Below are 15979 nucleotides of genomic sequence, written 5' to 3'. Positions count from 1 at the left end.
CTGTTATGACATAACAAGATGTACCCATAACGAGAACCGGTAATACCGGACAGTATGCAAACACAACAAGAGGATTTATGGCCGAGAACAAACCTGAGCTACAGCGTGGGCTGGAGGCTCGTCACATCGAATTAATTGCCCTCGGGGGCACTATTGGCGTCGGGCTGTTTATGGGGGCCGCCAGTACCCTGAAATGGGCGGGACCTTCGGTTCTGCTGGCGTATATCGTCGCCGGGCTGTTCGTATTTTTCATTATGCGTTCTATGGGGGAGATGTTATTCCTCGAGCCGGTTGCCGGTTCATTCGCTGTTTACGCTCACCGTTATATGAGCCCCTTCTTTGGCTATCTCACCGCCTGGTCATACTGGTTTATGTGGATGGCGGTGGGGATCTCAGAGATTACCGCCATCGGGGTGTACGTCCAGTTCTGGTTCCCTGAAATGGCGCAATGGATACCCGCACTGGTCGCGGTCGGATTGGTTGCATTGGCGAACCTCGCCGCAGTTCGCTTGTATGGTGAAATTGAGTTCTGGTTTGCCATGATCAAAGTGACCACCATCATTGTGATGATCGTCATTGGGTTAGGGGTGATTTTCTTCGGTTTTGGTAATGGCGGTCAGGCTATCGGCTTTGGCAACCTGACCGAACACGGCGGTTTCTTTGCCGGTGGTTGGAAGGGTTTCCTGACGGCATTGTGTATTGTCGTGGCTTCTTATCAGGGCGTGGAACTGATCGGCATTACTGCAGGTGAAGCGAAGAACCCACAAGTCACGCTGCGTAGCGCGGTAGGTAAAGTGCTGTGGCGTATCCTGATTTTCTACGTTGGCGCAATTTTTGTTATCGTCACTATTTTCCCGTGGAACGAGATTGGCAGCAACGGCAGTCCGTTTGTTCTCACCTTTGCCAAGATTGGTATTACCGCCGCGGCGGGGATTATTAACTTTGTGGTCCTGACGGCGGCGCTGTCTGGCTGTAACAGCGGCATGTACAGCTGTGGGCGTATGCTCTACGCGCTGGCCAAGAATCGCCAGCTCCCCGCCGCTGTTGGGAAAGTTTCTCGCCATGGTGTACCGGTTGCCGGCGTGGCCATTTCTATCGCGATCCTGCTGATTGGTTCGTGCCTGAACTACATCATTCCCAATCCGCAGCGCGTGTTTGTTTATGTCTATAGCGCCAGCGTGTTGCCGGGGATGGTGCCGTGGTTTGTGATCCTGATAAGCCAGCTGCGTTTCCGTCAGGCGCATAAAGCGGCGATTGCCAGTCATCCATTCCGCTCCATTCTGTTCCCGTGGGCGAATTATTTGACGATGGCGTTCCTGATTTGCGTATTAATTGGCATGTACTTTAATGAAGATACCCGAATGTCGCTTTTTGTTGGCATGGGTTTCTTACTGGCCGTGACGTTCATTTATAAGGTTTTTGGTCTGAATCGTCATGGCACAGCCCATAAATTGCGGGAATAAGCGACAAAACGCACAAACCATGACCAAACGATAATTTATTTTAAAAAAGCACTAGACAGAAGACCGAGACCTCCGTAATATCCAGCCCCGCAACGGCGCTAAGCGCCCGTAGCTCAGCTGGATAGAGCGCTGCCCTCCGGAGGCAGAGGTCTCAGGTTCGAATCCTGTCGGGCGCACCATTTAGTAGGGTGCCAGAGCTGCGGTGGTTTTAATACCGCGTAAAAGATTTGCAGTGGTGGCTATAGCTCAGTTGGTAGAGCCCTGGATTGTGATTCCAGTTGTCGTGGGTTCGAATCCCATTAGCCACCCCATTAATTTAAAGTTGTGAAATGCGAAGGTGGCGGAATTGGTAGACGCGCTAGCTTCAGGTGTTAGTGTCCTTAGGATGTGGGGGTTCGAGTCCCCCCCCTCGCACCACGACTTAAAGAATTGAACTAAAAATTCAAAAAGCAGTAAAACGGCGAGTAGCGCAGCTTGGTAGCGCAACTGGTTTGGGACCAGTGGGTCGGAGGTTCGAATCCTCTCTCGCCGACCAATTTTGAACCCCGCTTCGGCGGGGTTTTTTGTTTTCTGATTTTCCCTTCTCAGCCTTTATTCCCGCGAATTACCTGATGTCTTAAAAAGTCCGAATACCTGGTTTTTGCAGTGCAATCGTGGCATGCCTTGTGCAATAATATGCGGGTAGATGCTCATTCCATCTCTTATGTTCGCCCTCTGGCCTCATAAACTCAGGAATGATGCAGAGCCATTTACGGTGCTTATCGTCCACAGACAGATGTCGCGTAGCCTCATCAAACACCATGGACATAACGTTGAGTGAAGCACCCATTTATGTTGTCATACAGACCTGTTTAACGCCTGCTCCTTACCGAGCGGGCGTTTTTTTATGCATACACAAAATCCTTCGAGCTGTTTCTCGAATGATTTTGTGTATACGAGATGAAAAATATGTAGGCCCGGTAAGCGAAAGCGCCACCGGGCATTCAGGAGTTACTGCGGGGGATTGTTGTTCTGCAACGTCAACATCAGGCCATCACGACGCATGGTGGCGGCTTCTTCCGGTTGATGCAGTCTGTCCAGCGCGTCAGCAAGCCAGGCGTAGTCATAGGCATCCGGGCGCTGTTTGAGAGCGGCACGGAAGGCGAGCGTGGCTTCCTGCCATTCCCCATGCTTCATTAACGACTGACCCAGCGTACTCCACAGCAACGGGCGATCGCCCACGGCTTTAATCTGCTGGCGCAGCACTTTTTCTATCTGTTCCGGATTATTGGTTTTCAGACGCGGGATCGGCAGCACCAGACGGTCATCGTACTGACGTTTCAAACCATCAATGATGACCTGCTGCGCCGTATCGTGATCGTCACACTCAATCAGATGTTCAGCCATTGCTACCTGCAAAGCAACCTGATGACGGGTTTTACGGTTCTGGTTTTTCCACCATGCACGCAGCCCCTCGCTGCCCTGATCGGCGCGGACCTGATCCATCAAGCCAACCCATGCCTGTTGTTCCAGCATGGCGCGGTGCTCGTCATCACCCACATGCGCTTTTGCCATGGATGGGATGATATCCAGCAAGGAACTCCATGCGCCGGTGCGAATGTAGGCCTGCTCAGCCAGACGCAGCACTTCCGGATGACGTGGCGTTACTTCCAGCAGTTTGTCTATGCTGTGGCGTGCGGCGTGATTTTCATTACGCGCCAGTTGCAGGCGAACGCGAGCGATTTCTACCGGGATCGTATCATTTCCCGCCAGTTCGGCAGCACGCTCAAGGTGTTGGTTGGCGCGAGCTTCGTCACCGCGCTGCTGAGCCGCTTCTGCCGCCAGCAGGTAATTCACTACTGGCTGTTCTGCATGATCGGCATTTTTCGACATCAGCTTCTCAACCTGCTGATAGTCACCTTCTGCCAGTTTGAGCAACGCCTGTTCGGTCTGCTTACGGGCGCGACGACGTTTACGACCCACAAACCACCCACGGGTATGTGCGCCGGTGCGGAAAATTCGGCGCAACAGCCATTCAATCGCAAACAGGACGACCATGGCGACGATCAGGATGATCACCAGGCCCGTCACGCTGGTTTCGATATTGTAGTTATCCGTCTGGATCAGCACATAGCCCTGATGACCGGCTATCATCGGACCGACGACGATCCCGGCGATCAACAGCACAAAGAGCAACAATACTTTTAGCATCATTATTCTCCTTGCGGCGCGGTTGCCGGAGCGTCTGTCGAAGGCGCTGGCGCTGCTGCTACCGGTGCTGTGGCAGGTTGCGCCAGTAAATTACGTACGCGGGTCTGCATTAACTTGTCGAGAATAGCCTGACTCTGCAGCGTTTCCGGGACATCCATACTGATGCTTTGCTGGCTCAGTTGGTCTACTTCTTCAAGGAACGCTTTGGTCGCTGCATCGTCGGTGTCGTAGTAAGCACGCACCCATGTGGAGACATTTTCCAGCGCCTGGCGGTATGTCTCTTCCTGATGACGCGGCACGGCCTGTGCAGCTACTAACAGGCGGGAACGGATATTTTCACGTAAGTAAACGTCCTGGTTCGGTGCCAGCAGCGGTACGGCAGTTTCATCACGACGGCGCACGGTGATAAAGCTGTCCATAAAGTTCTGCCAGCTTTTTTGCAGATTGACGCGCCATTCGCTAATCGAGCTGGAAAGCTCGCTGCTGTCCGAGTCCATCGGTGAATCGTCGGTGTCGTTGTCGGCCAAACGCAGGTTATCGATCTGATTAGAGAGTTGATTCACTTTCAGGATAATGCCGTCATAGTCGACCTGAGTCACCGCGGAGAGGCTCGCGATATCGTCAGTAATCGCACGTCGCGCGGTAATTAAGCTCGGGTCGTTCATATCTGCCAGACTGGCATCGGCGCTTTTCAGCAGCGCCGCGGCGGTAGTGACGTCCTGATCGCTCCATAATTTGCGACCAGCCAGTTTCACCAGGAAATCAGCCTGCGCCAGCAGCCATGTTCCAGCATCGCTGCCGGAGATGGTGGCGACTTTTTGCTGGACTTCATCAAGCTGTTTGACCAGCGCGGCCTGCTGGCGAGTGGCTTCATCCAGCTGTGTTGCCTGCTGTTTAATAATACCTTCCAGTTCAGCTTTCTGGCTTTCCTGCGCTTTTTGCAGTGCCGTCAGCTGGTTCGCCAGCGCATCGCTGGTTGCCGTTTGTGTTGTTGCCTGTTGTTTCCCCCAGCCGTACAGCCCAACGCCTGCTGCCAGCGCAATAGCAATTGCCACAGCGCTCAGAATCAGCGCCGTGCTGTTCTTACTCTTTTTTTCAGTATTAACTGGCTGTGACGTGGTTTCCACGGCCTCCCTGGTCTCTTCAACCACGGCGGAGGATTTTTCTTGTTCCGTCATTATGGCATCCCATTATGAGAGTTATTGTAATGCGCGTAGAAGCGCATCGTTGTCGGCGTTATCAGCGACCTTAATATCTTGCCAGCCCAGTTCCCGGGCGAGGTGCGCCAGACGCTCACTGACGACCAGCAGCCGACAGCGTAGTAACCAGTGCTCACGATACCACTGTGGAATAAGCGTCCAGAGCTGTTGTAGCATCTCTCCGCTAGTGACGACCACCGTGGTTACGCCACGGGATTGCCAGCGCATCGCTTCTTCTGCACCATCGTAATATTTTGCACTGCGTTGATAACATTCACAAAAATCGACATCGGCTCCGCGTGCCGTCAGGGTTTCACCTATCAGCTCGCGGCCACCGTTGCCGCGTAATATAAGCGCGCGTTTTCCCGCAATATTTTGTAATTCAGGTAATTGTAGCAAGACTTCGCTAATTTCCCGATCCAGAGGGTAGTGAATATTGAAGCCGCTAACAGTATGCAGCGCCAGCGCCGTTGTACGGCCAATGGCAAAATACTGCGGAAGGGATGGCCAGCTTTTCTCTTGCTGCTGAAGCTCGGCATCTGCAAAGGTAACGGCGTGCTGCGAGAGGGCGAAGACCAGATCGTTCTCCGTCAGCGCCGACAGTCGGGAAGCAAGCGTTGCCAGTTCCCGACCAGGTGAAAACTCGATGAGCGGAAAACTCCAGGCCACCTGCCCCAGTGTGCGCAGACGGCTCACTAACTCTTCCCCAGCGGGAGACGGGCGGGTGACCAGAATACTCATGCGGGTGCTTCTCCGTTATAAACTTCAGCCAGAATGGCGCGCGCACCGTTCTCCAGCAGTTCTTCTGCCAGAGAGATGCCCATCTGTTCGGCATCCTGTGTGGCGCCGCGACGTTCTCCGCATACCATCTGTGAACCGTCTGGCGCGCCGACCAGCGCACGTAGCCAAATCTCACCGTCGATGATTTCGGCATAGCTACCAATAGGTACCTGACATCCCCCTTCCAGGCGGGTGTTCATGGCGCGTTCTGCTTTGACGCGTAGCGCGGTTTCTTCATGGTTGAGCGGCGCTAACAGCGCCTGAGTGCGCATATCATCCAGTCGACATTCTATGCCTACTGCGCCTTGTCCGACAGCGGGCAGGGAGACTTCCGGCGGCAGAGCGGTACGGACTCGCGACTCAAGACCTAAACGTTTTAATCCAGCGACCGCCAGAATAATGGCGTCATAATCGCCGTTATCCAGTTTGCTGAGGCGCGTGCCTACGTTGCCGCGCAGCGAACGGATGACGAGATCCGGGCGACGCTTCGCTAACTGGCACTGGCGACGCAAACTGGATGTCCCAACGATGCTGCCTGCGGGGAGTTCATCCAGCGTGTTGTACTTATTTGAGACGAAAGCATCACGCGGATCCTCTCGCTCGCAAATGGTGACCAGTCCAAGACCGTCAGGGAATTCAACCGGCACATCCTTCATGGAATGCACGGCGATATCGGCGCGTTTTTCCAGCAGCGCGACTTCCAGCTCTTTAACAAACAACCCTTTCCCTCCGACTTTCGCCAGCGGGGTATCAAGGATCACATCGCCACGGGTTACCATAGGAACCAGTTCCACGATCAGACCTGGGTGGTTTGCCATTAAGGCGTCTTTGACATAATGTGCCTGCCAGAGCGCAAGGGGGCTTTGGCGTGTGGCAATTCTCAAAACATTGTCTAACATGCTTGTTACCGTCATTATCAATCATTGACCATCCTAACATCCTTATCAAAGGGATGTCAGCGTTACGCTCAAACGTAAGTGAGAGGAAAGGCGCTGCATCATCACTGTCAGTGAATAATGACGAGAAAAACCTCCCGACCGTATGAAGGAATTTACACGTAACGAACGGTGCTACACTGGTATGTAGCGCATCTTTCTTTACGGTCAATGAGCAAGGTGTTAAATTGATCACGTTTTAGACCATTTTTTCATCTGTAACTAATAAAAGTGCAGGGGAAAAAGGTAACGGTTATTTTTGACATACGGTTTATCCGGACTGATGACGAAGGTGGTGAGCGTTTGCGCCGCCGCTATCGACGCCATGACGGATGCAACATCAGGCGATACGTCTTGTACCTCTATATTGAGACTCTGAAACAGAGACTGGATGCCATAAATCAACTGCGTGTGGATCGCGCGCTTGCTGCCATGGGACCTGCTTTCCAGCAGGTATACAGTCTGCTGCCGACATTATTGCACTACCACCATCCGCTGATGCCGGGTTACCTTGATGGTAACGTTCCCAAGGGCATATGCCTTTACACGCCTGATGAAACCCAACGCCACTACCTGAACGAGCTGGAACTGTACCGCGGTATGTCGCCGCAGGACCCGCCGAAGGGCGAACTGCCGATCACCGGCGTTTACTCAATGGGCAGCACCTCTTCGGTAGGGCAAAGCTGTTCGTCTGACCTTGATATCTGGGTCTGCCATCAATCCTGGCTGGATAGCGAAGAGCGCCAACTGCTGCAGCGTAAATGTAGCCTGTTGGAAAGCTGGGCGGCCTCGTTGGGCGTGGAAGTCAGTTTCTTCCTGATTGACGAAAACCGTTTCCGTCACAATGAAAGCGGCAGTCTGGGTGGTGAGGACTGTGGCTCGACGCAGCATATCCTGTTGCTGGATGAATTCTATCGCACCGCTGTGCGCCTCGCGGGTAAACGTATTCTGTGGAATATGGTGCCGGGCGACGAAGAAGAGCACTACGACGATTACGTCATGACGCTCTACGCACAGGGGGTGTTAACGCCAAATGAATGGCTGGATCTCGGCGGACTCAGTTCGCTTTCCGCCGAAGAGTACTTTGGCGCCAGCCTCTGGCAGTTGTACAAGAGTATCGACTCCTCGTACAAAGCGGTGCTGAAAACGCTGTTGCTGGAAGCCTATTCCTGGGAATATCCCAACCCACGCCTGTTGGCGAAAGACATTAAACAGCGCTTGCATGACGGCGAGATCGTCTCTTTTGGTCTCGACCCTTACTGCATGATGCTGGAGCGCGTTACCGAGTACCTCACGGCGATCGAAGATCCGACGCGCCTGGATTTAGTACGTCGATGTTTCTACTTAAAAGTGTGCGAGAAACTGAGCCGTGAGCGCGCCTGCGTGGGCTGGCGTCGTGAAGTATTAAGTCAGTTAGTGAAAGAGTGGGGCTGGGATGACACCCGTCTGACCATGCTGGATAACCGCGCTAACTGGAAGATTGACCAGGTACGTGAAGCGCATAACGAACTGCTCGATGCGATGATGCAGAGCTATCGTAACCTGATCCGCTTTGCGCGGCGCAATAACCTCAGCGTCAGCGCCAGTCCGCAGGATATCGGTGTGCTGACCCGTAAGCTGTATGCTGCGTTTGAAGCGTTGCCGGGTAAGGTCACGCTGGTGAACCCGCAGATATCTCCGGATCTCTCGGAACCGAATCTGACCTTTATCCATGTACCGCCGGGTCGTGCCAACCGTTCGGGTTGGTATCTCTACAACCGCGCGCCTAACATGGACTCGATCATCAGCCATCAGCCGCTGGAATATAACCGCTATCTCAACAAGCTGGTGGCGTGGGCCTGGTTCAATGGCTTGCTGACCTCGCGTACGCATTTGTTTATTAAGGGCAACGGCATTGTTGATTTGCCGAAGCTGCAGGAAATGGTCGCCGACGTGTCGCACCACTTCCCACTGCGACTGCCTGCGCCAACGCCGAAAGCGCTCTATAGCCCATGCGAAATTCGCCATCTGGCGATTATCGTTAACCTCGAATATGACCCGACGGCAGCGTTTCGCAATCAGGTGGTGCATTTTGATTTCCGTAAGCTGGACGTCTTCAGTTTTGGTGAAGAGCAAAAATGCCTGGTGGGTAGCGTAGACCTGCTGTACCGCAACTCGTGGAATGAGGTGCGTACGCTGCACTTCAACGGCGAGCAGGCGATGATTGAAGCGTTAAAAACGATTCTGGGCAAAATGCACCAGGATGCCGCGCCGCCAGATAGCGTCGAGGTTTTCTGCTATAGCCAGCATCTGCGCGGTTTAATTCGCACCCGCGTTCAGCAACTGGTGTCTGAGTGCATCGAATTACGCCTCTCCAGCACCCGTCAGGAAACCGGACGTTTCAAAGCGCTGCGTGTTTCTGGCCAGACGTGGGGTTTGTTCTTCGAGCGCCTGAACGTTTCGGTACAGAAGCTGGAAAATGCGATTGAATTCTATGGCGCGATTTCACATAACAAACTGCACGGGCTTTCCGTCCAGGTTGAGACCAACCATGTGAAACTGCCGTCGGTGGTAGACGGTTTTGCCAGTGAAGGGATTATTCAGTTCTTTTTCGAAGAAACGGGTGATGAGCAGGGCTTTAATATCTACATTCTGGACGAAAGCAATCGGGCTGAGGTGTATCACCACTGCGAAGGTAGTAAAGAGGAACTGGTACGCGACGTCAGCCGTTTCTACTCATCGTCGCACGATCGTTTTACCTACGGCTCCAGCTTCATCAACTTTAACCTGCCGCAGTTCTATCAGATTGTGAAAACCGACGGGCGCGCGCAGGTGATTCCGTTCCGCACCCAGCCGATTAGCGCTGTTCCGCCCGTCAATCAGGACAACGACGCGCCGCAGTTGCAGCAGTACTTCTCTTAAGCATAGTGCCGGATGGCGGTGTAAACACCTTATCCGGCCTCCAAATGCGCGAGATACCCAGGCCGGATAAGCGAAGCGCATCCGGCAATCACACTTAGCGGAAGCTCACCTCTTCACCTGCCTGCTGCGTTGCCGCCTGTTCCAGCAGATCCCAGAACGTTTCGCCGCTTCGGTCGCAGATCCACTCGTCGCCTTTCAGGTCAAAGTGGTAGCCGCCCTGTTTGGTCGCCAGCCATACCTGGTGCAGCGGCTCCTGACGGTTAATGATAATTTTGCTGCCGTTTTCGAAACTGATGGTCAGAACGCCGCCGTTGATCTCACAATCAATATCGCTGTCGCCATCCCAGTCATCCAGACGTTCTTCAATGGTCATCCACAGGGTGTCAGCAAGGCGATGAAATTCACTGTCGTTCATTTTCTTATCCTATTTTTCGTGATGCCCGCAGTATAACGTGGAATAAATCGCGATGCAGTTTTTAGCCAAACTCTTGCTTTTACGCCTTCTCCTGCGATGATAGAAAACAGAAAGCATGAACTTTACAGGCAATCGATAATGAAAAACGTGTTAAAGCCACTCGCTGTCATTTTTACTCTGTTCAGCCTGACGGGCTGTGGGCTCAAAGGCCCGCTCTATTTCCCACCAGCTGATAAAACCGCGCCGCCTCCGACCAAGAGCGTTCAGCCGCAATCGCAATCCACCACGCCTGAGAAAAACGATCGTGGGATTAGTGATGGGCCTTCTCAGGTGAATTACTAACGGCAGGAATAGATTTTACATTTCTGTACCCGCGTGAACGGAGTGAATGATGCAATTCTCTAAAATGCATGGCCTTGGCAACGATTTTATGGTCGTCGACGCGGTAACGCAGAATGTCTTTTTCTCACCAGAGCTGATCCGCCGCCTGGCCGACAGACATCTCGGCGTTGGATTTGATCAACTGCTGGTGGTTGAACCTCCGTATGATCCGGAGCTGGATTTCCACTACCGTATTTTTAATGCCGACGGCAGTGAAGTGTCACAGTGCGGCAATGGCGCCCGCTGTTTTGCCCGTTTTGTTCGCCTGAAAGGGCTGACCAATAAGCGCGATATTCGCGTCAGTACCGCGAATGGCCGTATGGTATTAACCGTAACCGACGACGAGCTGGTGCGGGTGAATATGGGCGAACCCAATTTTGAACCCTCGCAGGTTCCTTTTCGCGCTAATAAAGCAGAGAAGACCTATATTATGCGCGTGGCCGAACAGACAGTATTGTGCGGCGTGGTTTCAATGGGGAACCCGCACTGCGTGATTCAGGTTGATGATGTTGATACGGCCACGGTAGAAACACTGGGACCGGTTCTGGAAAGCCATGAACGCTTCCCTGAACGCGCCAACATCGGATTTATGCAGGTGGTAAAACGCGAGCATATCCGACTGCGCGTCTATGAGCGCGGCGCGGGTGAAACGCAGGCCTGCGGCAGCGGTGCATGCGCCGCCGTTGCAGTCGGTATCCAGCAGGGGCTGCTGGCAGAAGAAGTGAGGGTGGAATTACCGGGCGGTCGACTTGATATCGCCTGGAAAGGTCCGGGTCATCCGCTGTATATGACTGGCCCGGCGGCACATGTCTACGACGGATTTATTCACTTATGAAGCAACCAGGGGAAGAACTACAGGAAACGCTCATGGAGCTCGACGATCGGGCGGTCGTCGATTATCTGCAACGTAATCCTGAGTTTTTTATCCGTAATGCCCAGGCTGTTGAAGCGATGCGAGTTCCGCACCCAGTGCGGGGCACGGTCTCTTTAGTGGAATGGCATATGGCGCGGGCGCGTAATCATATTAACGTGCTGGAAGAGAACATGGCGCTGTTGATGGAACAGGCCAACGCCAATGAAAGCCTGTTCTATCGTCTGTTAAATCTGCAAGGACGTCTGGTGGCGGCCAGCAGCCTTGACGATATGCTGATGCGATTTCATCGCTGGGCGCGTGAGTTAGGGCTGGCAGGAGCGACGGTTCGTCTGTTCCCGGATCGCTGGCGACTAGGCGCGCCCTCAAAATTCACCCATCTGGCATTAAGCCGTCAGGCTTTTGAACCGTTGCGTATCCAGCGTTTGGGCCAGTCGCAGCACTATCTTGGGCCGCTCAATGGTCCTGAATTGCTGGTCATGATGCCGGAGGCGAAAGCCATAGGCTCAGTCGCGATGTCGATGCTCGGGCAGGATGGATCCCTTGGCGTGATGCTGTTTAGCAGTCGTGATGTTAATCATTACCAGCAGGGGCAAGGCACGCAATTGCTGCAGGAAATCTCGCTGATGTTGCCGGAGCTGCTGGAGCGCTGGATTGAACGCGTATGACCGATTCACCCCTTTCTCAGGATGTGGCGCGCTTTTTGCGCTATCTGGGCGTTGAGCGTCAGCTTAGCCCGATCACCTTGCTTAATTATCAGCGTCAGCTTGATGCCATCATTGCGTTAGCTGGAGAGACCGGTCTGCAAAGCTGGCAACAATGTGATGCGCTCATGGTCCGCAGTTTTGCTGTTCGCAGCCGTCGTAAAGGATTGGGGCCGGCGAGTCTGGCGCTGCGTCTCTCCGCGTTACGCAGTTTCTTCGACTGGCTGGTTAATCAGGGCGAACTGAAAGCCAATCCGGCAAAAAGCGTTTCCGCGCCGAAAGCACCGCGTCATCTGCCTAAAAATATCGATGTCGACGACGTTAATCGTCTGCTGGATATCGATCTCAACGACCCCCTTGCCGTGCGTGATAGAGCGATGCTGGAAGTGATGTACGGCGCGGGTCTGCGTTTATCTGAACTGGTTGGGCTGGATATTAAACATCTCGATCTCGACACCGGCGAAGTGTGGGTGATGGGTAAGGGCAGTAAAGAGCGTCGCCTGCCGATTGGCCGCAATGCGGTGGCGTGGATTGAGCACTGGCTGGATCTACGCGGACTCTTTGGCTGCGATGACGATGCGCTATTTCTGTCAAAACTGGGCAAACGCATCTCGGCGCGTAACGTGCAGAAACGCTTTGCTGAATGGGGTATCAAGCAGGGGCTGAACAGCCATGTACATCCCCACAAATTACGCCACTCCTTTGCGACGCATATGCTGGAGTCGAGCGGCGATCTGCGCGGAGTGCAGGAGTTATTGGGTCATGCCAATCTCTCCACAACTCAAATCTATACCCATCTTGATTTTCAACACCTGGCTTCAGTGTACGATGCGGCGCATCCGCGCGCCAAACGGGGGAAATAATGCGTTTTTACCGGCCTTTGGGGCGCATTTCTGCGCTCACCTTTGACCTTGATGACACCCTTTACGATAACCGTCCCGTTATCACACGCACCGAGCAGGAAGCGCTCGCGTTTGTACAGAATTACCATCCGGCGTTGAATTCGCTGCAAAATAGCGACCTACAGCGCTTGCGTCAGGCCGTTCGTGACGCCGAGCCGGAAATCTATCACGATGTTACCCAATGGCGTCACCGGGCCGTAGAACGCGCTATGCTGGAGGCGGGTTTGTCAGCGGCAGAAGCCAGAATGGGGGCGAATGCGGCGATGATGAATTTTGCCAAATGGCGTAGCCGCATTGAAGTCCCACAGACGACGCATGACACGCTGAAAGCGCTGGCTCGCAAATGGCCGCTGGTGGCGATCACCAACGGTAACGCGCAGCCGGAACTGTTTGGCCTGGGTGATTACTTTGAGTTTGTGCTGCGCGCCGGTCCCGACGGACGATCAAAACCGTTCAGCGACATGTACACGCTGGCGGCGGAAAAACTGAAAATGCCTGTAGGTGAGATCCTGCATGTGGGTGATGACCTGACGACAGACGTCGCGGGCGCTATCCGTTGTGGTATGCAGGCCTGCTGGATCAAACCGGAAAATGCCGACCTGATGCACACCGCTGACAGCCGTTTGCTGCCGCATATCGAAATTTCACAGTTGGCATCTCTGACCTCGCTGATATAATCACCAACAACTCTGTATAAATTCCCAGGGGTCCGGCTGGGCCCTGTTGATTCCGGCGGTGCCAATGGACGTTTCTTACCTGCTCGATAGCCTCAATGACGAACAGCGCCAGGCTGTGGCCGCGCCACGCAGCAACATGTTGGTTCTGGCAGGTGCGGGGAGTGGTAAAACGCGCGTGCTGGTGCACCGTATCGCCTGGTTACTGACGGTAGAGAACAACTCGCCGTATTCGATTATGGCGGTAACCTTTACCAACAAAGCGGCAGCGGAAATGCGCCACCGTATTGGTCAGATCATGGGAACCAGCCAGGGCGGTATGTGGGTGGGGACGTTCCACGGTCTGGCGCACCGTCTGCTGCGCGCGCACCATATGGATGCCAACCTGCCGCAGGATTTCCAGATCCTCGACAGCGAAGACCAACTGCGTCTGCTCAAGCGCCTGATCAAGGCGATGAACCTGGATGAGAAGCAGTGGCCGCCGCGTCAGGCGATGTGGTTTATCAATAGTCAGAAAGACGAAGGGCTGCGCCCGCACCATCTGCAGAGCTATGGCAACCCGGTTGAGCAAACCTGGCAGAAAGTGTATCAGGCTTACCAGGAAGCGTGTGATCGCGCCGGGTTGGTTGATTTCGCCGAGCTGCTGCTGCGCGCCCATGAACTGTGGCTCAACAAGCCGCATATCCTGCAGCACTATCGCGAACGCTTTACCAATATCCTGGTGGACGAATTTCAGGATACCAACAACATTCAATACGCCTGGATCCGCCTCCTGGCGGGCGATACCGGTAAAGTGATGATCGTGGGTGATGACGACCAGTCGATCTACGGCTGGCGCGGGGCGCAGGTGGAAAACATCCAGCGCTTCCTCACCGATTTCCCGGGTGCAGAAACCATTCGTCTGGAGCAGAATTACCGCTCGACCAACAATATCCTCAGCGCAGCTAACGCCCTGATTGAGAACAACAACGGGCGTCTGGGTAAAAAGCTGTGGACCGACGGTGTCGACGGTGAACCGATCTCGCTTTACTGCGCGTTCAACGAACTTGATGAAGCGCGTTTTGTCGTTAACCGCATCAAGACCTGGCAGGACAACGGCGGCGCGCTTGAACAATGCGCTATTCTGTACCGCAGCAACGCCCAGTCGCGCGTACTGGAAGAGGCGTTGTTACAGGCCAGCATGCCGTATCGGATTTATGGCGGGATGCGCTTCTTCGAGCGCCAGGAAATCAAAGATGCGCTCTCTTACCTGCGCCTGATCGCTAATCGCAATGACGACGCCGCATTTGAGCGCGTGGTGAATACACCGACCCGCGGGATTGGCGATCGTACTTTAGATGTGGTGCGTCAGACCTCCCGTGACCGCCAGCTAACGTTGTGGCAGGCTTGTCGTGAGCTGTTGCAGGAAAAAGCCCTCGCGGGGCGCGCTGCCAGCGCCTTACAGCGTTTTATGGAGCTGATTGACGCCCTGGCCCAGGAGACCGCCGATATGCCGCTGCACGTGCAAACTGACCGGGTGATTAAAGACTCCGGCCTGCGCATGATGTACGAGCAGGAAAAAGGCGAGAAGGGCCAGACGCGTATCGAAAACTTAGACGAACTGGTGACGGCAACGCGCCAGTTTAGCTACAACGAGGAAGATGAAGACTTAATGCCGTTGCAGGCGTTCCTGTCTCACGCCGCGCTGGAGGCGGGCGAAGGGCAGGCGGATACCTGGCAGGATGCGGTTCAGCTGATGACCCTGCACTCGGCGAAAGGTCTGGAGTTCCCCCAGGTGTTTATCGTCGGCATGGAAGAAGGCATGTTCCCCAGCCAGATGTCGCTGGACGAAGGCGGACGTCTCGAAGAGGAACGCCGCCTGGCCTACGTCGGCGTGACCCGCGCGATGCAAAAGCTGACGCTGACCTACGCCGAAACGCGTCGTCTGTACGGCAAAGAGGTTTACCATCGCCCGTCGCGCTTTATTGGTGAACTGCCGGAAGCGTGTGTTGAAGAGGTACGTCTGCGCGCCACGGTCAGCCGCCCGGTAAGCCATCAGCGAATGGGCACGCCAATGGCGGAAAACGATACCGGCTATAAGCTTGGCCAGCGCGTACGCCATGCCAAGTTTGGCGAGGGCACCATTGTCAATCTGGAAGGCAGTGGCGAGCACAGTCGTTTGCAGGTCGCGTTCCAGGGGCAGGGGATCAAATGGCTGGTGGCGGCCTATGCCCGACTGGAAACGGTATAACTTTCAGAAAAATATCATTATTTTGTAACGATCTGCTAGCCTTACTGATGAGCAGGTAATTTATCCAGGCTAGCGTTTCGTTGCGTGTTGACGTCAAAATTTTGCTGGCGTAACATGCGCGCACGATTACGCTAAGAGGACATTCGCCTTGGACACACCCAGTAGATACTGGCTCATTATCCTGTCATCCAGGATCAACTCCTAAGGCTATCCCTTTTTGCTGATAGCCTTCGCGGTTGTCAGCGACCTTCTGTTTTTCCCGTCGCGCTGAGTCAGGCTGTTTAATGGTCTGAAACCCAATTTGTTTCTGTGTGCCCTCCGAACTGTCCGATAA

The 15979-nt window shown here is 54.2% G+C and carries 14 protein-coding genes and 4 tRNA genes; 13 read left to right on the top strand and 5 right to left on the bottom strand.

Annotation, left to right across the window (positions count from 1 at the left end; genetic code table 11):
* Positions 1-77 precede the first annotated feature (77 nt).
* From thrP to G4551_RS23325, 5 genes are all read left to right on the top strand, one after another.
* Positions 78-1463 (top strand): bifunctional threonine/serine APC transporter ThrP, encoded by a 1386-nt coding sequence (thrP, locus tag G4551_RS23345; RefSeq protein ID WP_003841199.1) that lies wholly within the window; start codon positions 78-80, stop codon positions 1461-1463.
* Positions 1464-1565: 102 nt separating this feature from the next.
* Positions 1566-1642: transfer RNA gene (locus tag G4551_RS23340), tRNA-Arg, on the top strand.
* A gap of 56 nt (positions 1643-1698) precedes the next feature.
* Positions 1699-1774 (top strand) — tRNA-His (locus G4551_RS23335).
* 20 nt (positions 1775-1794) lie between these two features.
* Positions 1795-1880: transfer RNA gene (locus G4551_RS23330), tRNA-Leu, on the top strand.
* A 41-nt stretch (positions 1881-1921) separates the two neighbouring features.
* A tRNA-Pro gene (locus G4551_RS23325) sits at positions 1922-1998 on the top strand.
* 455 nt (positions 1999-2453) lie between these two features.
* Here G4551_RS23325 and hemY read toward each other — a convergent pair.
* Genes hemY through hemC form a run of 4 tightly spaced genes read right to left on the bottom strand, consistent with a single transcriptional unit; the run spans position 2454 to position 6531 of the window.
* Positions 2454-3653, bottom strand: a complete 1200-nt coding sequence (hemY, locus tag G4551_RS23320) for a protoheme IX biogenesis protein HemY (RefSeq protein WP_003017958.1) — start codon at positions 3651-3653, stop codon at positions 2454-2456.
* Between the two features lie 2 nt (positions 3654-3655).
* The gene (hemX, locus tag G4551_RS23315; RefSeq protein WP_003017955.1) at positions 3656-4831 is read right to left on the bottom strand and encodes a uroporphyrinogen-III C-methyltransferase; all 1176 of its coding nucleotides are present in this window, start codon (positions 4829-4831) and stop codon (positions 3656-3658) included.
* 21 nt (positions 4832-4852) lie between these two features.
* Positions 4853-5593: a uroporphyrinogen-III synthase gene (gene hemD / locus G4551_RS23310; protein ID WP_003017952.1), complete on the bottom strand. Its 741-nt coding sequence runs from the start codon at positions 5591-5593 to the stop codon at positions 4853-4855.
* A complete protein-coding gene (gene hemC, locus G4551_RS23305; protein WP_003841203.1) occupies positions 5590-6531 on the bottom strand; it encodes a hydroxymethylbilane synthase in 942 nt (313 codons plus the stop codon). Before hemC ends, hemD begins: the two co-directional genes overlap by 4 nt.
* Positions 6532-6921: 390 nt before the next feature.
* Between hemC and cyaA the strand changes: the two genes are divergently transcribed.
* Positions 6922-9468 (top strand): class I adenylate cyclase, encoded by a 2547-nt coding sequence (gene cyaA / locus G4551_RS23300; protein ID WP_164948146.1) that lies wholly within the window; start codon positions 6922-6924, stop codon positions 9466-9468.
* Between the two features lie 94 nt (positions 9469-9562).
* On the opposite strand, the gene cyaY is transcribed toward cyaA, so the two are convergent.
* The gene (gene cyaY / locus G4551_RS23295) at positions 9563-9883 is read right to left on the bottom strand and encodes an iron donor protein CyaY (protein WP_003828967.1); all 321 of its coding nucleotides are present in this window, start codon (positions 9881-9883) and stop codon (positions 9563-9565) included.
* A 138-nt stretch (positions 9884-10021) separates the two neighbouring features.
* Here cyaY and lptM point away from each other — a divergent pair, with 138 nt between their 5' ends.
* The 7 genes from lptM to ysgD all read left to right on the top strand — a co-directional run bounded on the left by lptM (position 10022) and on the right by ysgD (position 15850).
* A complete protein-coding gene (gene lptM, locus G4551_RS23290; RefSeq protein ID WP_003017937.1) occupies positions 10022-10225 on the top strand; it encodes an LPS translocon maturation chaperone LptM in 204 nt (67 codons plus the stop codon).
* Between the two features lie 49 nt (positions 10226-10274).
* The gene (gene dapF / locus G4551_RS23285; RefSeq protein ID WP_003841207.1) at positions 10275-11099 is read left to right on the top strand and encodes a diaminopimelate epimerase; all 825 of its coding nucleotides are present in this window, start codon (positions 10275-10277) and stop codon (positions 11097-11099) included.
* Complete coding sequence (locus G4551_RS23280; RefSeq protein WP_003841208.1) at positions 11096-11803, top strand: DUF484 domain-containing protein; 708 nt, start codon at positions 11096-11098, stop codon at positions 11801-11803. Before dapF ends, G4551_RS23280 begins: the two co-directional genes overlap by 4 nt.
* Positions 11800-12702 carry a tyrosine recombinase XerC gene (gene xerC, locus G4551_RS23275; protein WP_003841210.1) on the top strand — a complete coding sequence of 301 codons (903 nt, stop codon included), beginning with the start codon at positions 11800-11802 and terminating at the stop codon, positions 12700-12702. The genes G4551_RS23280 and xerC overlap by 4 nt, the downstream gene beginning before the upstream one ends.
* Entirely contained in the window at positions 12702-13418 is a 717-nt protein-coding gene (yigB, locus tag G4551_RS23270) for a 5-amino-6-(5-phospho-D-ribitylamino)uracil phosphatase YigB (RefSeq protein WP_003017925.1), read from the top strand. Before xerC ends, yigB begins: the two co-directional genes overlap by 1 nt.
* A gap of 64 nt (positions 13419-13482) precedes the next feature.
* Positions 13483-15645 carry a DNA helicase II gene (gene uvrD / locus G4551_RS23265; RefSeq protein WP_003017922.1) on the top strand — a complete coding sequence of 721 codons (2163 nt, stop codon included), beginning with the start codon at positions 13483-13485 and terminating at the stop codon, positions 15643-15645.
* Between the two features lie 148 nt (positions 15646-15793).
* Positions 15794-15850, top strand: a complete 57-nt coding sequence (ysgD, locus tag G4551_RS23930; RefSeq protein ID WP_212723238.1) for a YsgD/CorL family protein — start codon at positions 15794-15796, stop codon at positions 15848-15850.
* The last annotated feature ends 129 nt before the right edge of the window (positions 15851-15979 follow it).

The organism is Citrobacter freundii ATCC 8090 = MTCC 1658 = NBRC 12681 (assembly GCF_011064845.1).
Classification (GTDB): domain Bacteria; phylum Pseudomonadota; class Gammaproteobacteria; order Enterobacterales; family Enterobacteriaceae; genus Citrobacter; species Citrobacter freundii.
The sequence above is the reverse complement of the archived record's forward strand: the minus strand, read 5'-3'. Positions and strand labels throughout refer to the sequence as shown.

What these genes read in the sequence shown, in the direction of transcription:
- thrP (WP_003841199.1), top strand. Translation starts at nt 78, where the DNA reads ATGGCCGAGAACAAACCTGAGCTACAGCGTGGGCTGGAGGCTCGTCAC.
- hemY (WP_003017958.1), bottom strand. Translation starts at nt 3,653, where the DNA reads ATGCTAAAAGTATTGTTGCTCTTTGTGCTGTTGATCGCCGGGATCGTC.
- hemX (WP_003017955.1), bottom strand. Translation starts at nt 4,831, where the DNA reads ATGACGGAACAAGAAAAATCCTCCGCCGTGGTTGAAGAGACCAGGGAG.
- hemD (WP_003017952.1), bottom strand. Translation starts at nt 5,593, where the DNA reads ATGAGTATTCTGGTCACCCGCCCGTCTCCCGCTGGGGAAGAGTTAGTG.
- hemC (WP_003841203.1), bottom strand. Translation starts at nt 6,531, where the DNA reads ATGTTAGACAATGTTTTGAGAATTGCCACACGCCAAAGCCCCCTTGCG.
- cyaY (WP_003828967.1), bottom strand. Translation starts at nt 9,883, where the DNA reads ATGAACGACAGTGAATTTCATCGCCTTGCTGACACCCTGTGGATGACC.
- lptM (WP_003017937.1), top strand. Translation starts at nt 10,022, where the DNA reads ATGAAAAACGTGTTAAAGCCACTCGCTGTCATTTTTACTCTGTTCAGC.
- dapF (WP_003841207.1), top strand. Translation starts at nt 10,275, where the DNA reads ATGCAATTCTCTAAAATGCATGGCCTTGGCAACGATTTTATGGTCGTC.
- G4551_RS23280 (WP_003841208.1), top strand. Translation starts at nt 11,096, where the DNA reads ATGAAGCAACCAGGGGAAGAACTACAGGAAACGCTCATGGAGCTCGAC.
- xerC (WP_003841210.1), top strand. Translation starts at nt 11,800, where the DNA reads ATGACCGATTCACCCCTTTCTCAGGATGTGGCGCGCTTTTTGCGCTAT.
- yigB (WP_003017925.1), top strand. Translation starts at nt 12,702, where the DNA reads ATGCGTTTTTACCGGCCTTTGGGGCGCATTTCTGCGCTCACCTTTGAC.
- uvrD (WP_003017922.1), top strand. Translation starts at nt 13,483, where the DNA reads ATGGACGTTTCTTACCTGCTCGATAGCCTCAATGACGAACAGCGCCAG.